24 protein-coding genes are annotated in these 24,896 nt (G+C 33.3%); 16 read left to right on the top strand and 8 right to left on the bottom strand.

All coding sequences use genetic code 11. From position 1 onward, the window contains the following. Positions 1-163 precede the first annotated feature (163 nt). The gene (locus tag RB619_RS15105; RefSeq protein ID WP_308098915.1) at positions 164-694 is read left to right on the top strand and encodes an outer membrane beta-barrel protein; all 531 of its coding nucleotides are present in this window, start codon (positions 164-166) and stop codon (positions 692-694) included. Positions 695-813: 119 nt separating this feature from the next. Here the strand turns inward: RB619_RS15105 and obgE are convergent, their stop codons facing one another. From obgE to hpt, 4 genes are all read right to left on the bottom strand, one after another. Further along, positions 814-1,815 carry a GTPase ObgE gene (obgE, locus tag RB619_RS15100; RefSeq protein ID WP_308098913.1) on the bottom strand — a complete coding sequence of 334 codons (1,002 nt, stop codon included), beginning with the start codon at positions 1,813-1,815 and terminating at the stop codon, positions 814-816. 103 nt (positions 1,816-1,918) lie between these two features. After that, positions 1,919-3,193, bottom strand: coding sequence for a hemolysin family protein (locus tag RB619_RS15095; RefSeq protein ID WP_308098911.1), 1,275 nt, complete (start codon positions 3,191-3,193; stop codon positions 1,919-1,921). A 202-nt stretch (positions 3,194-3,395) separates the two neighbouring features. Beyond that, positions 3,396-3,968: an adenylate kinase gene (locus RB619_RS15090; protein ID WP_308098909.1), complete on the bottom strand. Its 573-nt coding sequence runs from the start codon at positions 3,966-3,968 to the stop codon at positions 3,396-3,398. A gap of 72 nt (positions 3,969-4,040) precedes the next feature. Then, positions 4,041-4,571, bottom strand: a complete 531-nt coding sequence (gene hpt / locus RB619_RS15085; RefSeq protein WP_308098907.1) for a hypoxanthine phosphoribosyltransferase — start codon at positions 4,569-4,571, stop codon at positions 4,041-4,043. 191 nt (positions 4,572-4,762) lie between these two features. On the opposite strand from hpt, the gene RB619_RS15080 reads away from it, so the two are divergent. From RB619_RS15080 to RB619_RS15050, 7 genes are all read left to right on the top strand, one after another. Then, on the top strand, positions 4,763-6,040 hold the full coding sequence (locus RB619_RS15080) for a sorbosone dehydrogenase family protein (RefSeq protein ID WP_308098905.1): 1,278 nt from the start codon (positions 4,763-4,765) through the stop codon (positions 6,038-6,040). A gap of 183 nt (positions 6,041-6,223) precedes the next feature. Next, entirely contained in the window at positions 6,224-8,326 is a 2,103-nt protein-coding gene (locus tag RB619_RS15075) for a TonB-dependent receptor (protein ID WP_308098903.1), read from the top strand. Between the two features lie 22 nt (positions 8,327-8,348). Further along, positions 8,349-8,900, top strand: a complete 552-nt coding sequence (locus RB619_RS15070; protein ID WP_308098901.1) for a hypothetical protein — start codon at positions 8,349-8,351, stop codon at positions 8,898-8,900. A gap of 186 nt (positions 8,901-9,086) precedes the next feature. Continuing rightward, positions 9,087-10,247 (top strand): 5-(carboxyamino)imidazole ribonucleotide synthase, encoded by a 1,161-nt coding sequence (locus RB619_RS15065; RefSeq protein WP_308098899.1) that lies wholly within the window; start codon positions 9,087-9,089, stop codon positions 10,245-10,247. A gap of 89 nt (positions 10,248-10,336) precedes the next feature. After that, entirely contained in the window at positions 10,337-10,822 is a 486-nt protein-coding gene (gene purE, locus RB619_RS15060) for a 5-(carboxyamino)imidazole ribonucleotide mutase (protein ID WP_068843754.1), read from the top strand. Positions 10,823-10,923: 101 nt separating this feature from the next. Continuing rightward, the gene (locus RB619_RS15055) at positions 10,924-12,951 is read left to right on the top strand and encodes a M3 family metallopeptidase (RefSeq protein ID WP_308098896.1); all 2,028 of its coding nucleotides are present in this window, start codon (positions 10,924-10,926) and stop codon (positions 12,949-12,951) included. Positions 12,952-13,083: 132 nt separating this feature from the next. Beyond that, on the top strand, positions 13,084-13,743 hold the full coding sequence (locus RB619_RS15050) for an ElyC/SanA/YdcF family protein (RefSeq protein WP_308098893.1): 660 nt from the start codon (positions 13,084-13,086) through the stop codon (positions 13,741-13,743). 30 nt (positions 13,744-13,773) lie between these two features. Here the strand turns inward: RB619_RS15050 and RB619_RS15045 are convergent, their stop codons facing one another. The 3 genes from RB619_RS15045 to RB619_RS15035 all read right to left on the bottom strand — a co-directional run bounded on the left by RB619_RS15045 (position 13,774) and on the right by RB619_RS15035 (position 15,820). After that, positions 13,774-14,124 carry a type II toxin-antitoxin system HicB family antitoxin gene (locus RB619_RS15045; protein WP_308098891.1) on the bottom strand — a complete coding sequence of 117 codons (351 nt, stop codon included), beginning with the start codon at positions 14,122-14,124 and terminating at the stop codon, positions 13,774-13,776. A gap of 1 nt (position 14,125) precedes the next feature. Next, positions 14,126-14,368 carry a type II toxin-antitoxin system HicA family toxin gene (locus RB619_RS15040; RefSeq protein ID WP_308098889.1) on the bottom strand — a complete coding sequence of 81 codons (243 nt, stop codon included), beginning with the start codon at positions 14,366-14,368 and terminating at the stop codon, positions 14,126-14,128. 189 nt (positions 14,369-14,557) lie between these two features. After that, complete coding sequence (locus RB619_RS15035) at positions 14,558-15,820, bottom strand: sodium:proton antiporter (protein WP_308098887.1); 1,263 nt, start codon at positions 15,818-15,820, stop codon at positions 14,558-14,560. Between the two features lie 137 nt (positions 15,821-15,957). On the opposite strand from RB619_RS15035, the gene RB619_RS15030 reads away from it, so the two are divergent. From RB619_RS15030 to RB619_RS15005, 6 genes are all read left to right on the top strand, one after another. After that, complete coding sequence (locus RB619_RS15030; protein WP_308098885.1) at positions 15,958-16,461, top strand: MarR family transcriptional regulator; 504 nt, start codon at positions 15,958-15,960, stop codon at positions 16,459-16,461. 56 nt (positions 16,462-16,517) lie between these two features. After that, positions 16,518-16,907, top strand: coding sequence for a hypothetical protein (locus RB619_RS15025; RefSeq protein WP_308098883.1), 390 nt, complete (start codon positions 16,518-16,520; stop codon positions 16,905-16,907). Then, positions 16,897-17,244 (top strand): hypothetical protein, encoded by a 348-nt coding sequence (locus tag RB619_RS15020; protein WP_308098881.1) that lies wholly within the window; start codon positions 16,897-16,899, stop codon positions 17,242-17,244. Before RB619_RS15025 ends, RB619_RS15020 begins: the two co-directional genes overlap by 11 nt. A 19-nt stretch (positions 17,245-17,263) precedes the next feature. Continuing rightward, positions 17,264-17,650, top strand: coding sequence for a hypothetical protein (locus RB619_RS15015; RefSeq protein ID WP_308098879.1), 387 nt, complete (start codon positions 17,264-17,266; stop codon positions 17,648-17,650). A gap of 100 nt (positions 17,651-17,750) precedes the next feature. Beyond that, complete coding sequence (locus tag RB619_RS15010; RefSeq protein WP_308098877.1) at positions 17,751-18,656, top strand: TIGR01777 family oxidoreductase; 906 nt, start codon at positions 17,751-17,753, stop codon at positions 18,654-18,656. A gap of 230 nt (positions 18,657-18,886) precedes the next feature. Beyond that, entirely contained in the window at positions 18,887-19,282 is a 396-nt protein-coding gene (locus RB619_RS15005) for a DUF1090 family protein (protein ID WP_308098875.1), read from the top strand. Between the two features lie 389 nt (positions 19,283-19,671). On the opposite strand, the gene RB619_RS15000 is transcribed toward RB619_RS15005, so the two are convergent. Next, the gene (locus RB619_RS15000; RefSeq protein WP_308098873.1) at positions 19,672-20,478 is read right to left on the bottom strand and encodes a hypothetical protein; all 807 of its coding nucleotides are present in this window, start codon (positions 20,476-20,478) and stop codon (positions 19,672-19,674) included. 195 nt (positions 20,479-20,673) lie between these two features. Between RB619_RS15000 and gcvP the strand changes: the two genes are divergently transcribed. Then, positions 20,674-23,523: an aminomethyl-transferring glycine dehydrogenase gene (gcvP, locus tag RB619_RS14995; protein WP_308098871.1), complete on the top strand. Its 2,850-nt coding sequence runs from the start codon at positions 20,674-20,676 to the stop codon at positions 23,521-23,523. Between the two features lie 309 nt (positions 23,524-23,832). Then, positions 23,833-24,891: a ketoacyl-ACP synthase III gene (locus RB619_RS14990; RefSeq protein WP_308098869.1), complete on the top strand. Its 1,059-nt coding sequence runs from the start codon at positions 23,833-23,835 to the stop codon at positions 24,889-24,891. Positions 24,892-24,896: the final 5 nt, after the last annotated feature.

Here is a 24,896-nt window from a genome sequence, read left to right as displayed (position 1 = left end):
TTAATCTTCAAAAAATACTTAAAGTATGATAAATTAAATTATTCAAATTTTAAAAAATAGGATAATTTGTAATAATATACATATTCTATTTAATTTTTATTATAAATTAATTCTTACAAATTTAAATCTATTAAATTTGCCATCTCATTTAAAATTTAATAAGATGAAAAAACTATTAACAGCAGTTATTATTTTAATTGCAACTTTTGCAAGCGCGCAAAAAAACTCGATTTTACTTGGAGGAAACATCGGATTCTCTTCAGAGAAAATTGGTGACTCTAAACTTGAGAATTTTGAATTTTCTCCAAAAGTAGGATATCAATTTGCTGATCAATGGACCGCAGGAGTCGAAGGTTCAATTATGAATGTAAAAACTTCTGGATCTGATACAACTGAGAGATATAAAATTGGAGGTTTTGTGCGTTATACTGTGCCACTTTCAGATTTATTTTCTGTTTTTGGAGATCTAGGAGCAGGTTACCAATCGACAAACCTAAACGATGCTAAAGGAATGTATGCAAATTTAACTCCAGCATTATTCATTAATATGAAAAGAGGATTCGGTTTAAATTTCTCTATTGGAGGATTAAACTATGATAATCTTGATGGAAAAAACGATCCAAGACAAGAACGTTTCGGATTTGATTTTGGAAAAACTTTGAAAATCGGAATTTCTAAAAACTTCGGATTATAATTTCAAGGATTTTAAGTGGATAGCAAAATCCTTTATGCTTTTTGTTTTTTCGCACAAAAAGTAAAAAACCCGACAATAGAAATTGTCGGGTTTTGTATTTTTATAACTAAACGTTTTTTTTACTCGTTAAGCATTTTCCAAAGCTTATCTTTCAAATCTGTAAGCCCTTGCTGAGCAACAGATGAAATAAACATATACGGAACATCTTTAAAAGAAACATCCAACTCCGCTTTTAATTCAGCTTTTAGTTCGTCATCCAGCATATCACATTTTGAGATTACTAAAAGACGTTCTTTGTCAAGCATTTCAGGATTGTATTTCGTTAATTCATTAACCAAAATATCGTATTCTGCTTTAATATCTGGCGTATCAACAGGAACTAAAAACAACAAAGTCGAATTACGCTCAATATGACGCAGGAAATAATGTCCTAAACCTTTTCCTTCGGCTGCACCTTCAATAATTCCCGGAATATCAGCAATTACAAAAGATTGATAATCTCTGTAAGCAACGATTCCTAAGTTTGGTTTTAAAGTTGTAAAAGGATAATCAGCAATTTTTGGTTTTGCCGAAGTCAATACAGAAAGTAAAGTCGATTTTCCAGCATTTGGGAAACCTACTAAACCAACATCTGCCAAAACTTTAAGTTCCAGAATAACATCCATTTCTACACCTGGCAAACCTGGTTGCGCGTATCTTGGTGTTTGGTTTGTTGAACTTCTAAAATGCCAGTTTCCTAAACCTCCTTTTCCTCCTTTTGAAAGAATTCTTTTTTCACCGTCTTCGGTAATTTCGAATAAAGTTTCTCCGGTTTCTTTGTCTTTTACAACGGTCCCTAATGGCACTTCGATAAATTTATCATCACCATCTGCACCGGTACTACGGTCTCCTCCTCCATCTCCACCGTGACCGGCTTTAATGTGACGCGCAAACTTTAAATGAAATAATGTCCAGAGTCCTTTATTTCCCACTAAATATACATGTCCTCCGCGACCTCCGTCTCCTCCGTCTGGACCACCTTTTTCAATAAATTTCTCTCTATGTAAATGCGTAGATCCTTTTCCTCCTTTTCCGGAAGAAACAAATATCTTAACGTAATCTACAAAATTTCCTTCTGTCATTTTTGTTTGTTTATGTGGAGTTTCAAGTTTCAGGTTTCAAGTTTCAGCCCCGATAGCTATCGGGATTGAAACTTGAAACTTGAAACTTAAAACAAAATTCTCTCTACTCTTTAAGCGCTTTTACAAGAACTTTGTCAATTTTAACGCCATCCATGTCGATGACTTCTAAAACGAATTTTTGCCAAACTAGTTTTTCACCTTCTTTTGGAATATGCGAAAGCTCGGTCATTATCATACCGCTTACGGTGTTAACTTCGTAATCATTTGTTAGTTCATCTAACTCAAAATACGTTAAGAAATCGTGCAATGAATAATGTCCGTCAACCAGCCATGAACCATCTTCTCTTTCAATAAGCTGAAATTCATCTTTGTAAAATTCTGATGCATCACCCACTAAAGCTTCTAAAATGTCATTCAACGTAATCATACCTTGAAAAACGCCATATTCATCTGAAACTAAAGCGTAATGAACACCTGTTTTCTTGAAGTTTTCCAACGCTTTATACGCTGTTGTCTGCTCCATTAAATAAGGTGCATCAGTCATTATTGATGCCAAATCGAAATTATCATTTTCAATATTGGCAAAAATATTTTTTAAGGTTACAATACCAACTATGTCATCATAATTGTGATTGTAAACCGGGTAAACAGTGTGCAAATCCTGAACGATTAGTTCTTTGATTTTAGCTTTGTCTTCTTTTAAAGGAAGCATATCAACCGACTTGCGGTGTGTCATTAACGAACTTACTTTTCGGTCACCAATGTGAAAAACACGTTCCACAATATCTTGTTCAATTTCCTGAACTTCACCAACTTCGGTTCCTTCTTTTATAATTGCTTTAATCTCTTCTTCGGTAACTTTTCCGTCAGCGGTTGGTTTTATCTGAAGAACATTCAATAAAAAATCTGTCGAAGATGTTAGCAACCAAATAAAAGGTGCTGTAATAATCGAAATCACTTTCATTGGCATTGCAAACATTTTTGCAATAGTTTCAGGATAATTTAATCCAATACGTTTTGGGAGCAATTCTCCTAAAACCAATGAGAAAAAAGTCAATACCACAACAACAATCCCAACTGCGATTGAATGCGCGTAAGGTTTTAAAACTGCAAAACCAGTCACAAAACTTTCTACGTCTATTGTAATTTTATCACCACTGTAAATACCTGTCAAAATTCCGATTAAGGTAATTCCGATTTGTACGGTTGATAAAAATTTATTTGGAGAATTAGCCAGATCCAACGCGATTTTAGCTCCTTTGTTTCCTTTTTTCGCCGATGTTTCAAGTCTGTTTTTCCTAGCCGAAATCAATGCGATTTCTGACATCGAGAAAACTCCGTTTAATAGTATTAGAAAAAATATTATTAGTATTTCCAATGTTTAGTAGATTCGTTATTTGTTTGGTTCGCTTATATATTTAAGATATTCTTATTCTTTTTAGCCCAGATGGAAGTGAAGAGCCCGGAGCTAAAAAAACTAATTTTTCCTGCCAGAAAACAGCGACCGGAGGAAACTCGTTTTATGGTTTGGAAAAATAGTTTTTTTAGTGAGGACTCGTAACGTACAGCTGGATTAGCTTCTACAAATTATCTATAACTGACGTTAATCTTTCTGTAATTTGCTCAATTGTTCCAATACCGTCTACGGCATGAAATTTATTTTGTTCTTTATAATATCCAATTAATGGAGCTGTTTTTTCATTGTATTCCTGATATCTTACGCGAATTTTCTCTTCGTCCTGATCATCAGCTCTTCCGCTTGTTTTTCCTCTTTCTAGTAAACGTGCTACTAAAATTTCGTCATCAGCCTCTAAAGCAATTGTAGCCGTTACGCTTGAACCAATTGTTGGCAAAAATTTATCTAAAGCCTCAGCTTGATCAATTGTTCTTGGGTAACCGTCGAACAAAAATCCTGCTGTATCAGGGTGTTTTTTTACTTCATCAATTAACATTGCAGTCGTTACTTCGCACGGAACTAATTCTCCGTTGTCCATAAAAACTCTTGCTTTTTTTCCTAAATCTGTATCATTTTTTAAATTGAAACGAAAAATATCTCCTGTTGAAAGGTGTGTTAAATTGTATTTTTCTTTTAAAAATTCTGCCTGAGTTCCTTTTCCTGCACCAGGCTTTCCAAATAAAACGATGTTAATCATAATGACTGTTAGTGTTGCGACTTCTTACTTTAAGAAGTTTAAAATGAATATATAGTTGTGTTTGTTTTTAAATTATTCAGCTAATTTATAAATCTCTGTCAGGTTTCTTCCAAGACCATCGTAGTCTAATCCGTAACCAACAATAAATTTATTCGGGATTCTGATTCCGATATAATCGATTTTAATGTCTTTTTTATACGCTTCTGGTTTAAAGAATAATGTTGCAATTTTGAAATGCTTTACATTTCGTTCTTTAAATAAATGTTTTAACTCTTCGATTGTGTTTCCGGTATCAATAATATCTTCAAGTATAACAACAGTTCTGCCCGTTAAATCTTGATTGATTCCTATTAATTCTTTTACCGAATTTGTACTTTCAGTTCCTTCATACGATGCCATTTTTATAAATGAAACTTCGCACGGTTTTTTATATTTTTTCAAAAAATCGGAAACAACCATAAAGGCACCGTTCAAAACTCCAATAAAAATGGGAGTATCATCTCCAAAATCGTCTTCTACCTGAGCCACTAATTTGGTTAAAGCAAAATCAATTTCTTTAGCCGAAATAAACGGAACAAATTGTTTATCGTGAAGTTGTATCATTATTTTTTAAATTTAAAATAATGGACAAAGATACAGAATTACAACTAAACTGTAAGTATCAAAAATAAACTGTGCGGTTATAATTTTTTAGGAATGTTAAATATCAGTTAATATTTACAAAGGTCTCCCCTTCACTTTCTATTATTTAATTAAATTGTTTATGTTTAAACCTTTAACTTCCAAAAATACCAATGAAAACATTTTTAAACCTATTTTCGATATCAATAATAGCATTAACAACCGCCTGTCACGGCCAAGTTAGTAAAGAAGAAAAAGAAGCGCTGGCCAAACAGCCTTCGAATATTGTAAAAACTGCGATTGGAAATATTACACTTCCTCCACCGTATGCAACTGAATCTAGCCGAAAAAACAGTAAAGTCATAGGCTGGCCCGAAGGAAAAACGCCAATAGCGCCAGAAGGTTTTACAGTTACAAAATTTGCTGACGGTTTTAATAATCCGCGCTGGTCTTATATAGGTCCAAACAATGACATTTTTGTTGTCGAAAGCGGTACAAGAACGAGCAAAAACCAAATTATAATTTTGCGCGACAAAGATAAAGACGGAACCTATGAAACTCGAGAAGTTTTCTTAAAAGACCTTAACCGACCTTTAGGAATGTTAATTTTAAAAGACTTTTTTTATGTTGCAAATACTGACGGGCTTTACCGATATCCGTATAAAAACGCTCCACTAAAATTAGAAACTAAAGGTGTAAAAATTGTTGAATTACCAGCTGGCGGATACAACAATCACTGGACAAGAAGTTTACTTGCTAATCCTGACGAAACAAAAATCTATATTGGCGTTGGTTCTGGAAGCAATGTGGGAGAAAACGGAATGGATAAAGAAATTCGCCGTGCAGCCATTTTAGAAATTAATCCCGATGGAACGGACGAAAAAATATATGCTGACGGACTCAGAAATCCAATGGGAATGGATTGGAATCCGGCCAATAAAAAAGAACTTTGGACTGCAGTAAATGAAAGAGATGAACTTGGCGACGATTTAGTTCCAGATTATATTACGAGTGTAAAACGAGGTGGTTTTTATGGATGGCCGTATTCGTATTTTGGAAGCATTCCAGATCCAAGATGGAAAGACGAACGAAAAGATTTGATCAAAAGGGCAATTGTTCCAGATGTTCCTGTTGGTGCGCATACTGCTTCGCTCGGATTGGCTTTTTATACTAAAGACGCTTTTCCCGCTAAATATAAAAATGGTGCTTTCGTAGGTCAGCATGGTTCTTGGAATCGTTCTATAATTTCAGGTTATAAAGTTTTATTTGTTCCTTTTAAAGACGGAAAACCTTCAGGAAAACCGGAAGATTTTTTAACTGGTTTTATTTCTGATAATGATAAAGCAGAAGTTTATGGGCGACCAGTTGCGGTTACTGTTATGAAAGATGGTTCGCTTTTGGTAAATGATGATAGCGGGAATACAATTTGGAAGGTTACTGCGAATAAGTAAAATTCCAAATTCCAATTTAAACACATAGAAACATAGATTTTTGTTTCGTAGAATAAAGATTGAAAAGAAAACTCGTTTTCACACATAGTTGCTATGTGAATTTAAATAAGTGAAACGCCTTTTTGCCTCAATGAATACTATGTTTCTATGTGTTAAAAAACTCGCCCTTAATTACACTTCTTTATGATTTCAAAAAAATATTCTCTTCTTCTTTTTGCGCTCTTTATTTCTCTAAACATTTTTGCGCAAGAAAAAGAAGTTCGAAATATTGATTCTGTCAAAACTCAAAAACTAAATGAAGTTTTAATTAGTCCGCTTCATATTAATCGGGATTTGCAGAATAGTCCGGCTTCTATAGGCATTTTATCCGAAAAAGAATTACTTCGAAATAATACCACAGATATCAGCAATGTTATCAATACGATTCCTGGTGTTTTTATGCAATCGTCTAATATTACCACAACTAGAATTTCAATTCGAGGAATCGGTGCCAGAACTCCATACGGAACTAATAAAATCAGGGCTTTTTATGGAAATATTCCGTTGACTTCTGGGAATAGCGAAACCGTAATTGACGATATTGATCTTCAAAATATTGGTCAAGTTGAAATTATAAAAGGTCCGCTTTCGAGTATTTACGGAGCAGGATTGGGTGGAGCAATTTTGATTTCCCCCCAAACAATAAAAAAAGAAAAGTATCAAACTGAAATAAGTTCTGTTTTTGGTTCTTTTGGATTATTGAAAAATAGAGTTTCTTTTGATTTGAATGAAAAAAGTGCTTCTTTAAATCTGAGTTATCACAATTTAAAAACCGACGGTTGGCGCGAAAACAGTGCGTACAATCGGGAAGGAATTACACTTTCAGGAGAATTATTTCGAAAGAAAAACAGCAAACTGACTTACTTTTCTAATTATACTTATTTAAAAGCTTTTATTCCGAGTTCGATTAACAAAACCACTTTCGAAAATAATCCGCAAGCAGGCGCGCCAACTTGGGTTGCTTCAAAAGGATTTAAAGAATACAAATCGACTTTGGGCGGATTGGCTTATGATTTTTCAATTAATGAAAACTTAAACAATTCAACTTCTGTTTTCATCAATTATAAAGATAGCAACGAACCGCGTCCGTTTGATATTTTGCGTCAATATACTTTTGCTTCGGGCGCAAGAACACAGTTTTCGGGAGATTTTAAAATCGGGAAAATCAAAAATCAGTTTATTGCCGGATTAGAATATTTCAGAGATAATTACAGCGGCAATACTTTTCAAAATCTTTATCAGCAAAATAAGGGAAATGGAAGTTTGCAAGGCGATCAACTTACAGCAACGAATCAAAAAAGAGATTTTTATAATGTTTTTTCACAAATAAGAACTTTGCTTTCTGATCGATTTGAAATTCAGGCTGGTTTAAATTATAATAAAACCAAATTTGAACTTCAGAATGATTTTCCCGCTTCCGCGAATAATCCAAAGGAAAAATATAGTTATGATGGCATTTTTTCGCCACAGCTTTCTTTTTTATTTAAGCCGAATGAAGTCCGAACTTTTTACTTTTCTGTAAGCCGAGGATTTTCTTTGCCTGCTACCGAGGAAACTTTGACCTCGACAGGAAACATCAATCAAAATATTAAACCGGAAACGGGTTATAATTTTGAATTCGGAACAAAACTTCATTTTTTCAGCAAAAAACTTTATACCGAAATTGCTCTTTACCGAATGGAAATTAAAGATTTATTAGTTGCCAAAAGAATCGGCGATGATCAATATGAAGGTGTAAACGCCGGAAAAACTTTTCATGAAGGAATCGAAATCTCGTTAAATCACAATTGGCCAATAAATAGAATTTTCACTTTAAATTCTTATGTCGGAACGTCAATTGGGAATTATGAATTTAAAGAATTTATCGACAGAGGAAATGATTTTTCTGGAAACAAATTAACTGGAGTTCCTGCAAATACGGCAAGCGCAGGTTTTACTTTAAACACAACTTCTGGAATTTATTTTAGCGCCGATTTTCAGTTTACCGATAAAATTCCGATGAACGATTCCAATGCTAATTTTTCAGATTCTTATTCTCTTTTGAATTTAAAAACGGGTTATCAATTTGAAATTATTTCTGGTTTAAAAGCGCATTTAGACGCAGGCATAAATAATGTCACAAATGAAAAATATGCCTCGATGATTTTAACCAATGCAACTGGCATAGGAAACGCGCAACCAAGATTTTATTATCCCGGTTTGCCTATAAATTACTACGGAATTATCGCATTAAATTACTTATTTTAGCTTAGTATTTAAATATCAAATAATGCTTTCTGAATTGCAAAAAAAACTGGATTATGTAAATGCTTATAGAGAAAACCGTCTTAAAGCAGCACAAGATGTTTTAGAAAATCCTTCACTTTTTAGCGAATTGGTTTCGATTTGTTTTTCTCCCGAAGACAAAAACAATCATAAAGCCTGCTGGATTTTAGAATTTGTGTCTTACGAAGAATTGCTTTGGCTACAGCCACATCTTGATTTTTTCTGTTCGAATTTAAAAATTTTAAAAGATGAAAGTGCCATTCGGCCAATTGCAAAAGTGACGCAACTTTTGATTAAGTCACATTATAAAAAAGATGAAAATTGTATTTCTCTTTCCGAAAATAATTTACAAGACATTATTGAAGCTTCTTTTGATTGGCTAATAAATGATGTCAAAGTGGCCACAAAAGCCTATTCTATTAGAACTTTATATGTTTTGGGAAATCACTACGCATGGATTCATCCTGAACTCCGAATTATTTTAGAAAAAGATTATGGCGATCATTCGGCCGCTTACAAAGCAGTTGCTAAGGAAGTTTTGAAGAAAATGAAATAGTATTTTAGTTGCCACGAATTACACAAATTTCCACTAATTTTTTAGATTAAATAAAAAAATAATTCGTGAAAATTTGTGTAATTCGTGGCAAACAAAAAATCATACTAATCTTTTAATCTGTGGCTAAAAAACTAAATTTTGGCTAAAAAAAGATTAAAAGGTATCTTTGCAAAAACACAACACAAAATGAATTATTTTTCTTCTGATTTTAAATTAGGAATATTAGGTGGCGGACAATTAGGCAAAATGCTTTTGTTCGACACTAGAAAATTTGACATACAAACTTACGTTCTTGATCCGAGCGACGAAGCGCCGAGTAAAATTGCCTGCAATAAATTCTTTCAAGGCGATTTAATGGATTATGAAACAGTTTACAACTTTGGAAAACAAGTCGATGTTTTGACTTTCGAAATCGAATTGGTAAACCTTGAAGCATTAACGCAATTAGAAAACGAAGGTGTAAAAGTATATCCATCTCCAAAAACTTTAAAAGGAATTCAGAATAAAGGCGTTCAAAAAGATTTTTACGCTAAAAATAATATCCCAACCGCACCATTCGAAAGGTTTGAAAATTTAGAAAATCTAAAATCAGCAATCGTTAATCAACAATCAACAATCAAATTGCCTTTCGTTTGGAAATGTACCGAATTTGGTTACGATGGAAATGGCGTAAAAGTAATTCGCCAAATTTCTGATATGGATGATTTGCCAAATGTAGAATGTATCGCAGAAACTATGGTTCCTTTCAAAAATGAATTGGCGGTAATCGTGGTTAGAAATCCATCGGGAGAAATAAAAACATATCCGGTTGTAGAAATGGAATTTCATCCAGAAGCAAACCAAGTGGAATATGTTATCTGTCCAGCAAGAATCGACGAAAAAGTAGCCGAAAAAGCAAGAGCAATTGCTTTGAATGTTTCGGAGAAATTCAATCACGTTGGACTTTTGGCTGTTGAAATGTTCCAAACTCAGGAAGATGAAATTTTGGTAAACGAAGTTGCTCCTCGCCCACATAATTCTGGACATTACTCAATCGAAGCAAGTTATACTTCACAATTCGAAAATCATTTACGTGCTATTTTAGATCTTCCATTAGGAAACACAGACAGTAAAGTTGCCGGAGTTATGGTAAATTTAGTTGGTGCCGAAGGATTTTCTGGAGATGTAGTTTATGAAAATATAGAAACCATTTTAGGATGGAATGGCGTTACACCTCATATTTACGGTAAAAAACAAACAAGACCTTTCAGAAAAATGGGTCACGTTACGATTGTAAATGAAGACATGCAGGAAGCAAGACGAATTGCTGAGGAAGTTAAGAATACTATTAGAGTGATTAGTGCATAGTAATAGTGATTAGTCGCAGTCACAGTTTTAAGTTCCCAGCAAAAACTTGAAACTTTAAACCTGAAACAAAACACAACAAAAATAAAAACATGAGCAAAGTAGCCATTATAATGGGAAGCATCTCAGATATGCCAGTTATGCAGGATGCAATCGACATATTAAAACAATTTAATGTAGAAGTTGAAGTAGATATTGTTTCGGCACACAGAACGCCGGAAAAATTATTCGATTTCAGTAAAAATGCACATACTCGCGGAATCTCGGTAATTATTGCAGGTGCGGGCGGTGCGGCACATTTACCTGGAATGGTGGCTTCAATGTCGCCGCTTCCAGTAATTGGAGTTCCGGTAAAATCAAGTAATTCCATTGATGGCTGGGATTCAGTGTTATCGATTCTGCAAATGCCAGGTGGCGTTCCTGTTGCAACTGTCGCTTTGAACGGAGCAAAAAACGCGGGGATTTTAGCAGCACAAATCATTGGAAGCCACGATAAAAAAGTTTTGGATACTATTATTTCTTATAAAGAAGAATTAAAAGCGGCGGTTAATAAAGCGGCTGAAGGTCTTAATAAATAAATTTAGTGATCAGTGGTCAGTTTTTTAGTGTTCAGTAGTTGTCTTTATAAGAACTGAACACTAAAAAACTGACCACTGACTACTTTTAAAAAACTCTACTTATGAGCGTATTAACACAATATTTCAACACCAAACATAACACTGCACCTTTTTCGCAAATTAAAATCGAAGATTATGTTCCTGCTTTCAACGAAGGAATTGCTTTGGCTAAAGCTGAAATTGATGCAATCGTAAATAATCCTGAAGCGCCGACTTTTGAAAACACAATTGTGGCGATGGATTTTTCGGGCGATATTTTAGATCGTCTTTCTAGTATTTTCTTCAATTTGAATTCGGCTGAAACCAATGACGAAATGCAGAAAATTGCTCAGGAAGTTTCGCCTTTGCTTTCAGAATTTGGAAATGACATTCGCTTAAATGCCGATTTATTTGTACGAGTGAAAGCGGTTTACTATCAAAAAGAAAGCTTAAATCTGAATGCAGAACAAACTACTTTATTAGATAAAAAATACAAAAGCTTTTCAAGAAACGGAGCTAATCTGCCAGAAGACAAGAAAAATCAATTAAGAGAAATCGACAAAGAATTATCTAAATTGAGTTTACAGTTTGGCGAAAATGTTTTGGCAGAAACCAACAACTTCGAATTACATTTAACTGATGAAAAAGATTTAGCCGGTTTACCGGAAGGCACAATTGAAGCGGCGAGATTATTGGCCAAAAATCAGGAAAAAGAAGGCTGGATTTTTACGTTAGATTATCCAAGTTATGTTCCGTTTTTGACTTATGCTGATAATCGTGAATTGCGTAAAAAAATGGCGATTGCTTTTGGCGCGAAAGGATTTCAAAACAACGAATTCGACAATCAGGAAAATGTTTTGAAAATTGCCAAATTGCGTTTTGAAAGAGCTAATTTATTAGGTTATAAAACGCATGCAAATTTTGTTTTGGAAGAAAGAATGGCCGAAAGTCCTGAGAAAGTTTTCTCTTTTTTAAATGATTTATTGGCAAAAGCAAAACCAGCAGCCCAAAAAGAATTTGCTGAGTTAACTGCTTTCGCAAAAGAATTGGACGGAATCGAACAATTAGAAAAATGGGACGGCGCTTATTATTCTGAAAAATTAAAACAACAGCTTTTTAATTTAGATGATGAAAAACTGAAACCGTATTTTCAATTAGAAAAAGTGTTGGAAGGTGCTTTTACAGTTGCCAAAAAATTATTCGGTTTAACTTTTACGGAAGTTTTTGATATTGATAAATACCATGAAGAAGTTACAACTTATGAAGTAAGAGATGCTGAAAACAATTTGGTTTCGATTTTCTACGCTGATTTCTTCCCAAGAAAAGGAAAAAGAAACGGCGCTTGGATGACTTCATTCAAATCGCAATCTATAAAAGACGGCGTTAATGAAAGACCACATATTTCAAACGTTTGTAATTTTACAAAACCAACAGAAACAAAACCTTCGTTATTGACTTTTAATGAAGTAACAACTTTATTTCACGAATTTGGACATGGCTTACACGGAATGTTGGCAAACACGGTTTATCCAAGTTTATCAGGAACTTCTGTTTTTTGGGATTTCGTAGAATTACCAAGTCAGATTATGGAAAATTGGTGTTACGAGCCTGAAGCTTTGGCATTGTTTGCGAATCATTATGAAACGGGAGAAATTATTCCGATTGAATATGTGCAGAAGATTAAAGAAAGTGCAAGTTTCCAGGAAGGTTTGGCAACGTTACGCCAATTAAGTTTCGGATTATTAGATATGGCTTGGCACGGACAAAATCCGACTAATATTACAGATTTAAAAACTTTCGAAACAGAACAATTTGCAAATACACAATTGTATCCTGATGTAAAAGAAAACGCCATGAGTACGGCTTTTTCACACATATTTCAAGGCGGATATTCTTCTGGATATTACAGCTATAAATGGGCTGAAGTTTTAGATGCTGATGCTTTTGAATTTTTCCAAGAAAATGGGATTTTCAATAAAGAAGTGGCAACCAAATTCAAAGATAATGTACTTTCAAAAGGAGGAACAGAACATCCAATGATTTTATACAAACGTTTTAGAGGGCAAGAACCTAAACCTGAAGCTTTGTTGAAAAGAGCAGGATTACTTTAGACTTTCTTAGATTTTAAGACTTCTTAGACTGTTAGATATTTTTGAAACCGAAGCTTTCCTGCTTCGGTTTTTTATTTGATTTCACTTTAGCTATCTTCGTGTTTTTAAATCTTAATCTTACAAATACAAACCGTGAAAAAATATTTTAGAATAGTCCTTTATCTTTTGCTTTTCGGATTAATTGCTGTTATTTCAGTGAATTATTATGTAAAATCTTCAACTAAAACTAAGATATATTATTCGGTAAAAAAGTTTCCAAAAAATGATGTTGGAATTATTTTTGGTGCGGGAATCAATGGAGATCAGCCAAGCAAATATTTAAAAGATCGTTTAGATGCTGGAATTATGCTTTGGAAAGCCAAACGTATCAATAAAATTTTACTTTCGGGAGATAACGGCCGTGATGAGTACGATGAATTAACGGTTATGAAAAACTACTGTTTCAATCAAGGAGTTGACACCACAAAAATCTTTATTGATTATGCGGGTTTCGATACGTATTCAACTATGTATCGTGCGAAACATATTTTCAAGATTAAAAAAGCAACTTTAATTTCTCAGGAATATCATTTAAATCGTGCTATTTACATTGGACAAAAACTCGGAATCAAATCGGTTGGATATTCTGCTAATAATGGGCAATATCTTGGATATAATTATGTTTGCTTTAGAGAATACGGTTCGGTTTTTAAATCTTTTTTTGATGTTTTGAGAAATCGTGAACCTCGTTTTTTAGGCGGAGAAATTAATATAAATGGTGAATCTAATTATTCTAAAGAAGATAAGAGATAAAAAAATCCGAAACAAAAATGTTTCGGATTTTTAATTTAAAATTTCTTCATGTTTCACAACATATGACAAAGCTTCTTTTACAATTTCATTTAAATTTAATCCCTTTCTAGTAGCTAAAAGTGCTATTTTTTGATGTAATTCTTGAGACACTCTCACATTAAAAGATCCTTTATATGTTTTATCTGGGACTTTATTCAATAATTTACACGTCTCTAAATAATCCTTAACAGCTTCTTTGAAAGAGTCTTCTAATTCTGTAACCGAAGAACCTTCAAAGGTTATTAAATCGTTTATACCGTGAATTTTCCCAAAGAATATTTTATCATCTGCAGAAAATTCTAATGTCCCAATATATCCGTTATATTCTAAATAGTTTTTCATCTTACAATTCTAAATATTCAATAATAATATCAAGCTGATATCCTTTCAAAACTTTTTGCGGATGTGGTTCATGTAGACTTATAATCTGTTTATTTTTATTCACAAATTTTCTTCTTGAACCACCTGTTTTTCCTTGTGAAATCTGATTATAACCAAAATGATTTAAAACTTTCAGCATTTCATCCCAAGAAAAATCTTTTGGTTTTGATTTTAACCTTTCAATAAGTTTATCAATCTTACTCATACAAATTTATAATTAAATCTTCAATTTGCAACTAAATTTTAGTTACAAATTAAATTAAAAAATAAAAATAAGAAAAATCATTCAAAAGTATTTTTGATTTAAAAAAAGACCTACAAATATTCTTGCAAGTCTTTTTATCAAATGGTTAAAAAATAAAATCTTTATTCTTGACTCTATTCTTTATTTTTTCTATTCTTTCTCTAAAACTCTTTTCGCCAATTTCCCAACAGTAAGTCCTTGCACTACAATTGAAAACAAAACAACGATATAAGTTACTTCCAAAAGCAGGTTTTTATATTCTCCTTCGGGCATAGAAAGTACCAATGCAATAGAAACTCCACCACGAATTCCTCCCCAAACTAAAACCATCAAAGAACCTTTGTTGTAGGCTGATCTAATTCCGAAAAACTTAAATATATCGAAGAATTTCCAAGGCAAAACGATAGAGGTCAATCTTGAAAATAGTACAATAAAAATGGCTACAACTCCTGTCAATAATTGTTTGTCCAAATTTGGAAGTAACAACAATTCAAAACCTATAAATAAGAATAAAACGGCATTCAGGATTTCATCGATAAGCTCCCAAAACTTGCCAAGATAATCTTTTGTGACTTCGCTCATGGCAACTTTTTTACCATAATTTCCAATAATCAATCCCGCAACAACCATTGCCAGCGGACTAGAAACATGTAATGCCTGAGCAACCAAAAATCCTCCGGTAACAATAGAAAGTGTGATTAAAACCGAAACTTTATAGTCGTCTATTTTCTTCATGACTCTTGAAGCAGTAAATCCGAAAATGGCTCCTAATAAAAGTCCGCCAAATCCTTCTTTGATAAATAACCAACTAATAGAACCTAGAGTAGCATCAAATGTTGGATCGGTTGCCATTTTTAGAACAACTGCAAACATTACAACCGCTACTCCATCATTAAACAATGATTCACCAACAATTTTAGTTTCAATTCTCTTCGGAACTTTCGCTTCCTTTAAAACTCCCAAAACTACGATTGGATCGGTTGGAGAAATTAAGGTTCCGAAAACCAAGCAAAATATGTAAGGAATAGCAATTCCGAGAAGTGGTGCTATATAATAAAGTAAAACAGAAATAATTAAGGCTGATAAAACGACACTGACTGTCGAATAAATCATGATAGGAACTTTTTGTTCTTTCAAATCAAACATGTTTACATGTAAAGCTCCAGCGAATAAAAGAAAGTTCAACATCGCTCCCATTAGGATTTCGTTGAAATCAAATTCTTTTATCAAATCAAAAAAATGTTTGGTCGTAGCAGGGAAATAAGAATCTCCCAAAAGACGAATTCCAACAGAAACCAGCATAGCAATAATCATGATTCCGATGGTTCCAGGAAGTTTTAAAAATCTTAAATTTAAATAGGCGAAGAATGATGCCAATACAATTAGCACCGAAAATGTGTAGTATAATTCCATAAAAGTGATTTTTACAAAAATAGCTGTATCATCATTTAATCAAAAATTTCGGACCTTGAATTAACATAACTTTATAATCCTCAAAATAAGTTTCAATTATTTTTGAAAGTTTAAAAACTTTTGCTTACATTTGATCTATGGAATTCAAAGAAGCAAAAAATAAGTTTGTACAAACTTGGGGAGCATTAGGTTCTCAATGGGGAATTAATAAAACGATGGCACAAATCCACGCTTTATTAATGGTCTCAAACGAAGCTGTTTCGATGGAAGACATTATGGATGAATTGCAAATTTCCCGCGGAAACGCAAGTATGAACTTAAGAGCTTTAATGGATTGGGGGATTGTATACAAAGAATTTAAAGCCGGAGAAAGAAAAGAGTTTTTTACAGCTGAAAAAGATTTAGACGAATTGGCAGCAAAAATTTCCAGAGAAAGAAGCAAAAGAGAAATTAAGCCAGCTCTTAAAATTTTAAAAGAAGTTTCGACTATTGAAGCTAAAGATTCGGAAGAAGAAAAACATTTTGTTGATCAAACAACAAAACTATATGACTTCGTTTTAAAAGCAGATAATATGTTAGATAAAATGACCGAATTTAACGAAAATTGGCTTGGAAAACTGATTATAAAAATCATGAAATAAAAAAATTTAATCAAAACTTTCATTTTTTTCTGAAAGTTTAAAAACAATAGATAGTTATGAAAACACTTAAAAAAATCAACAAAATTGCATTATTAACTACTTTGGTTTTATTCCTAACTGTATATCTAGGAATGTTAGCGCAAATTCCTTTGGGGATTATTCAGGTAATTTCAGCTATTTACCTCACAATCGAAACCTATCATAAGTCAGATTATGCTAAAAAACACTTATCTATTTATTGGATCGTAGCAATTTCAGAACTCGTCTTATTTTTTATAAAAAACTATTATTTCCCAATAACAAATGACGCGATCGAATGGTCATTAATGGTCTTTTTTCCAATGTCAATTGCAATTTATTTTTATATGATAATGAGAAAAATAGTTGCTGAATTTGAATACGGTAGCGAAACAAACATTCAAAACAATAGAAATTATGAATCTTAATATTATAGGATATCTAATCTATTTAGGAATTACGACTTTCATTATTCTAAAAGTTGGAAAAATCTGCTATACCAACGGAAATATTTATGTCGCAGATTTAATTCCGAATCACGTTGATATCTGCCAAAAAATTAATCAGGTTTTGCTTTTGGCGTATTATCTACTCAATATTGGGTATTGTGCAATGACATTGATTTCTTGGCAAAAAATTATTTCTTCCACTCAATTGATCGAAACAATTTGCATAAAAACAGCTGTCATCATTTTTATTATTTCAGTTCTGCATTATCTCAATATTTTAATTATAACAAAATACATTCAAAAATTAATCAAATAACAACTAAAATTCAAATATTATGGAAACTACAAAAATCTTAATCGGTTATGGAATTTATTTACCAGTTGCTTTATTTTTAACTTATTATGTTTCTAAAACGCTTTTCAAAAACGGAAAAATATTCATGCTTGACATTTTTAAAGGACGAGAAGAAATCGCTGAAGCAACTAACAAACTTTTTGAAACTGGGTTTTATCTTTTAAATATAGGTTTTGCCTTAATGATTTTGGAACTGCAATTAAACCAGGACAGTTATCAGGAATTAATTGAAAAATTAAGTTATAAAATTGGAGGATTTTCTATTTATCTTGGTATTATGTTATTCTTCAATTTATATTTCTTTTTTAGAGGAAAAAGAAAAGCAAAAGAAGCTCAAAGAGAAGAAAGATTGGTTTTTAAAGCTTAAAATAGTTTGCCACAAATTACACGAATTTTCACGAATTAATTTTCAAATTGCCTTTATTCATTTTTAAATTCGTGTGATTCGTGGCTATAAAAAAACTCAAATGAAAAAACTCATAATCGCAGCCGGAACAGGTTTTCTGGGACAAGTTTTAATCCATCATTTCAGAAATAAATTTGAAGAAATTATAATTCTAACAAGAGGAAAATCTCAAACAATTGACGGAATTAAATATGTAAACTGGAATGCCAAAACTTTTTCTGGTTGGGAAAAGGAATTAGAAAATGCAACAGTTTTAATTAATCTCGCAGGAAAATCGGTTGATTGCCGTTATACGAAAAAGAATAAAAAAGAAATTCTTTGGTCTAGAATTGAAAGCACAAAAATTCTAAATAAAGCCGTTTTGAATTGCAAAAATCCGCCAAAACATTGGCTGAATTCATCAACTTCAACTATTTATCGATTTTCTTTAGACAAACAAATGGATGAATCTGATGGCGAAATCGGGAATGATTTTTCTATAAATGTGGCTCTTTCTTGGGAAAAAGCGTTCTTTAAAATTGAAACACCAAAAACAATGAAAACAGCTTTGCGAACTTCAATTGTTTTAGGGAAAAATGGAGGCGCTTTTATTCCGCTAAAGACTTTGGCAAAAATTGGTTTTGGAGGAAAACAAGGAAAAGGGAATCAGTTTGTGAGCTGGATTCATGAGGAAGATTTTGCTAGTGCGGTGGATTTTATTATTCAGAAAGAAATGACTGGAGTTATCAATATTGTTTCTCCAGAACCAATTCGTAATGCTGATTTTATGCAGAAACTTCGAAAAGTTGTTGGTTTCCCTTTTGGAATTCCAATAAGTAAATTCTTTTTGGAAATTGGTTCTTTCTTTATTCGAACTGAAACAGAATTAGTTTTAAAAAGCAGAAATGTGATTCCGAAACGACTTTTGGAAAATGGGTTTCAATTTAAGTTTGGAGATATTGATGAGGCGCTTCAAGATTTAATTTAAGCATTTTTGTCATTTCGACGGAGGAGAAATCTCCGCAAGTAGCTCTACAAAGATTGGCGAAATTCTATGCGGAGTTACTTGCGGAGATTTCTCCTCCGTCGAAATGACAAGATTTGTGTAAAAAGCAAACTTAAATTAATATGAAACCAAAAAACTCGTTTAAGATAAATTGCCTATTTTTATAAGTATTATTCTTAAAACGAATTCATTACAAATCAAAAAATGTACTTATGAAATTAAAAACGATATTAACTCTAGCTCTTTTTACAATCTCTTTTATCGGGTTTTCTCAAAGCAATTGTGCAACTTTAAAAGGATGCGAAAGAAAGCTTTGTGAATTGAATGTGAAATTAGCAAATGCGAAAAAAGCTGGAAATCAAAATCAGATAAAAGGTGTTGAAGAAGCTATTGCGCAAACAAAGAAAAACTGCACCACTAAAACAGTAAACAAAGATCTTGACAAAAAAGTAAAAGAAAAACAGCAAAAAGTAAACGAAAGAACTGCCGATTTGAACGAAGCGATTAAAGACAAGGAAAGCAAAGAAAAAATCGACAAGAAAAGGAAAAAACTAAATGAAGCAAAAGCTGATTTGAATAAAGCTTTGGCTGAACAGAAAACGAAATAGATTACGTTGATTTGTTTCACGCAGATTCGGCAGATTTGAGCAGATTAAAAAAACAATTTCAATTGCCTACAGCTTTAGCTGGAGGATAAATTATGATAGCATGTCTTGGCTTTAGCCTAACTTTATCATTTGGCTAAAGCTCTGATCGAATACTTTTTTTAATCTCCAGCTGAAGCTGGAGGCAATTCAAAATTTAATAATTTATAAAGCTCTCTTTTGAAAATGAATTTCCTCGATTTACGTTTTGCGTGAGGGATAGGAGGAAGCTACCGAAGTAGCCCGGATAGCCCGACAGCATCTTGATAAAAGGGCGTATAAGCGCAAAGTGAATTTGCCCTTTTACCAAGATGGTGGCACGCCCAAATTATTTAGAAACTTGAATGCCTTATTTATAAAAATACAATCATCAGCCACCAAAATATCGGAACGCTTTCGACCCAAAAGGAAGTATAATATTTAGAACGATTAGTATTGGCGAAGAAAATAAACAGCATCAGAGTCACTACCATTATGAGGTTGATAATAAGATCATGAAGTGTAAAAGACAAAATTCCTAAAACCCAAAACGGAACCAAAAGTGAAAATCCTAAAATCTTCGTTTTTTTAACCCCGATTGTTTGTGGAACAGTTTGCAAATGCGGATCATCATTGGCTAAATCTAAAATTTCAAAAACCAAAATAAGTACAAAAACTAAAACAAAACGCTGGACGCATTTTATAAAAAAGTCGGCTGTAAACGGGATTTCGGCATTTATATACGGTAAAACCAAACTTGCTCCTACCCAGCAAATTGCTACAATGTAGATTTTTACTCCTGCCCAGTTTCGGGCATTTTTTCTGTTTGGGAAAAATGGTAAAGTATAAAGTGCTGTTATGGCAAAAATTACGACAGAGACAATTTGGGTAATTCGCTTTAAATGGAAAAAATAATATCCAACCAAAATCAGCGAAATGAAACTCAAAACTGCAATAATTTTTAGCTGATTTCCAACCGGTTTTCTTTTTACCCGAACCAAAGCATCGTATTTTACAAAATTATATCCTACAATTGTTCCGAAAAAAACAAACAACGCCATTGGTTCATCGTACTGAATATGAAAGAAATGAAACGTAATTCGCACCAAAGCATAACACGATAAAGCCACGTGAATACTGCTATTTAAATAAAAATCTAAAAGCTGTTTTAAAAGTTTCATATATCAAATCTAATCATTTATTAACAAATCAACTCTTTAACTAGAAATTTGATAAAAATTGAAGTTAAAAATACCCATTAAATTATTAATAATACTTAATTTTGCGCGACAAAAAAACAACACATTTACTTTTAAATGTGATTCGTATAGCAAAATGGTGCACGAACACATTAATTAAAAACATTAGATAGCTACATGAAAACAGATGCTTTTGCTTTAAGACACATTGGTCCAAGAGAAACAGATCTTCAGCATATGCTGAAAACTATTGGAGTTGATTCGATTGAACAACTTGTTTATGAAACCCTTCCGGACGATATTCGTTTAAAAGCGCCTTTGAATTTAGATCCTGCAATGACAGAATTCGAATTTGCAAATCATATTCGCGACTTAGGAAAGAAAAACAAAACATTTAAATCATACATTGGTTTGGGTTATCACCCAACTATCGTTCCGGCTCCAATTCAGAGAAATATCTTCGAAAACCCAGGATGGTACACAGCTTATACGCCTTACCAAGCAGAAATTGCTCAAGGTCGTCTTGAAGCTATCTTAAATTTCCAGACTACTGTTATCGAATTAACAGGAATGGAAATTGCAAACGCATCTTTACTTGATGAAGGAACTGCGGCTGCAGAAGCTATGGCTTTATTATTTGACGTTCGTACGAGAGATCAAAAGAAAAACAATACACACAAATTCTTCGTTTCTGAAGAAATTTTACCTCAGACTTTGTCTGTACTTCAAACACGTTCGACTCCAATTGGAATTGAATTAGTAGTTGGAAATCACGAAACATTTGATTTTTCAAATGAGTTTTTTGGAGCTATTTTACAATACCCAGGAAAATATGGTCAGGTAAATGATTATAGTGCTTTTGTTGCTAAAGCAAAAGAAAATGAAATTAAAGTTGCCTTTGCTGCCGATATTTTATCACTTGCAACTTTAACTTCTCCAGGAGAAATGGGAGCTGCAGTAGTAGTTGGAACTTCACAACGTTTTGGTGTACCAATGGGTTATGGTGGTCCTCATGCTGCTTTTTTTGCAACTAAAGAAGAATACAAACGTTCTATGCCAGGTCGTATTATTGGAGTTTCTATCGATGTAAATGGAAACCGCGCTTTACGTATGGCTTTAGGAACTCGTGAACAACACATTAAACGTGAAAAAGCGACTTCTAACATTTGTACTGCTCAGGTTTTATTGGCGGTTATGGCTGGAATGTACGCGGTTTACCACGGTCCAGAAGGATTAAAATACATTGCAAACAAAGTTCACGCATCTGCGGTTACAACTGCTGAAGCTTTAAATAAATTAGGGGTTTTCCAAACCAACACAGCTTACTTTGACACGATTTTAGTAAAAGCTGATGCTCAAAAAGTAAAAGCAGTTGCTGAGAATAACAAAGTTAACTTCTTCTATCCTGATGCTGACTCCGTTTCTATTTCATTAAACGAAACAACTTCTATTGCTGACATCAATCAAATCGTTTCGATTTTTGCTGAAGCTTTAGGAAAAGAAACTTTTACTGTTTCTGAACTAACTGAAGCTAGTCAATTACCTGCTTCATTAGAAAGAACTTCATCTTTCTTGACGCATGATGTTTTCAACAATCATCATTCAGAAAGTCAGATCATGCGCTACATCAAAAAGTTAGAGCGTAAAGATTTATCCTTGAATCATTCGATGATTTCACTAGGTTCTTGTACGATGAAATTAAACGCAGCTTCGGAAATGTTGCCTCTTTCAATGCCAAACTGGAACAGCATTCACCCGTTTGCACCAGTTGAACAAGCAGAAGGTTACATTACAATGCTTAAAAAATTAGAAGAGCAATTAAATGTAATTACTGGTTTTGCTGGAACAACTTTACAGCCAAACTCTGGAGCTCAAGGAGAATATGCAGGTTTAATGGCGATTCGTGCTTACCATATGTCAAGAAACGAAGGTCACCGTAATGTATGTTTGATTCCATCATCAGCTCACGGAACAAATCCTGCTTCTGCAGCTATGGCCGGAATGAAAATCATTGTTACTAAAACTACTCCAGAAGGAAATATTGACGTAGAAGATTTAAGAGAAAAAGCAATTGAACACAAAGATGATTTATCTTGTTTAATGGTTACGTATCCTTCTACTCACGGAGTTTTCGAATCTTCAATTATTGAAATCACAAAATTAATCCACGAAAATGGTGGATTAGTATATATGGATGGTGCAAACATGAACGCACAAGTTGGATTAACAAATCCTGCAACAATTGGTGCTGACGTTTGTCACTTAAACTTACACAAAACATTCGCTATTCCTCACGGTGGTGGTGGGCCTGGAGTTGGACCAATTTGTGTGAACGAAAAATTAGTTCCATTCTTGCCAACAAACCCAATCTTAAAAGTAGGTGGTGAACAAGCCATTACAGCTATTTCATCTGCACCTTACGGATCAGCTTTAGTATGTTTAATTTCTTACGGTTACATCACAATGATGGGAGCTGAAGGATTAAAAAGTGCTACTGAACACGCGATTTTGAATGCGAACTATATGAAAGCTCGTTTCGAAGGTCACTACCCAATTCTTTATACTGGAGAATGCGGAAGAGCGGCTCACGAAATGATTTTAGATTGTCGTTCATTTAAAGAAAACGGAATCGAAGTTGGTGATATCGCAAAACGTTTAATGGATTACGGCTTCCACGCTCCTACGGTTTCTTTCCCAGTTGCTGGAACTTTAATGATCGAACCAACTGAATCTGAAGATTTAGCTGAGTTAGATCGTTTTTGTGATGCTCTTATCTCAATCAGAAAAGAGATTGAAGCGTCAACTGCTGATGACAAAAACAATGTATTGAAAAATGCACCTCACACATTGGCAATGTTAACTACAGATTCTTGGGATTTCCCTTATACGAGAGAAAAAGCAGCTTATCCATTAGAGTATATTGCTGAAAATAAATTTTGGCCATCGGTTCGTCGTGTAGATGACGCTTACGGTGACAGAAACTTAGTTTGCAGCTGTGCTCCTATTGAAGCTTACATGGAAAACTAATCGCAGATTATTTCATAAAACAAACCCGATAACAATGATGTTATCGGGTTTTGTTTTTTTATAACATTCTTAAAACTTTAAGTGCTTTTTATAACACTTTCAAATATTGAGACAGAATAAAAATACGTTCCAAAAGCAATCTCAAACGTTTGAAATCTCGGAAAAATTAAAAAATCATTAGAAAATAACCATTATATCATCCAAAAAATTGTTATTTCACAATTATATGCATGCATAGTATTTTTTATGATAGTTATCATGATTTTATTTATACTTTAGCAATAAATTTATCGGATAATTAAAGGAAAAATGAAAATAAAAATCATTGGCATTGGGAGTTATATTCCTAATTTAGAAGTAAAAAACACAGACTTTGACAAACATATTTTTTTGAATGAAGATGGAACTCCTTTTGGTTACCCGAATGAAGTTGTTATAAAAAAATTTAAAGGTATTACCGGAATTCAAAACCGCCGTTATGCCGAACCACAATATACAGCGTCTGATTTAGCATTTTTTGCCACCGAAAAAGCAATTACAAATGCAGGAATCGATGCCGAAACTTTAGACTACATTATTTTTGCTCATAATTTTGGTGATGTAAAAACAGGAACACATCAAACAGATATTTTACCAAGTTTAGCCACTCGTGTTAAAAACAAATTAGGAATCAAAAATCCTAAATGCGTGGCTTACGATATTCTTTTTGGTTGTCCGGGCTGGATTGAAGGTGTGCTTCAAGCAAATGCTTTCATCAAATCTGGAATGGCAAAAAGAGTGATGGTAATTGGTGCCGAAACGCTTTCGAGAGTTGTTGACGATCACGATCGTGATTCAATGATTTATTCTGATGGAGCGGGAGTTTCTATTTTAGAAGCTTCAACAGACGAAGCTGGGCTTTTATCTTATGAAAGCGCCACTTTTGCAAATGATGAAGCAAATTACCTATATTTTGGAAAATCATACAATCCAGATTTAGATCCAGATATTAAATACATTAAAATGTATGGTCGTAAAATTTACGAGTTTGCATTAAGTAATGTTCCTTGCGCGATGAAAAGCTGTTTAGACAAAAGCGGTATTGGCATCGATGAAGTGAAAAAAATCCTTATTCACCAAGCAAACGAAAAAATGGACGAAGCGATTATCGAACGTTTCTACAAATTATACGACAAAACTGCACCTAAAGATATCATGCCAATGAGTATTCACGATTTAGGAAACAGCAGTGTTGCAACTGTTCCAACTTTATACGATTTAATTCTTCAAGGGAAAATTGAAAATCACGAAATCAACAAAGGCGATGTGGTTATTTTTGCATCGGTTGGAGCGGGAATGAACATTAATGCTTTTGTTTACCGATATTAGTCGCA

It is taken from the genome of Flavobacterium sp. LHD-80 (assembly GCF_030929605.1).
Lineage (GTDB): Bacteria > Bacteroidota > Bacteroidia > Flavobacteriales > Flavobacteriaceae > Flavobacterium.
Note: the sequence above shows the minus strand (reverse complement) of the source record. Positions and strands in the feature narration are given on the sequence as shown.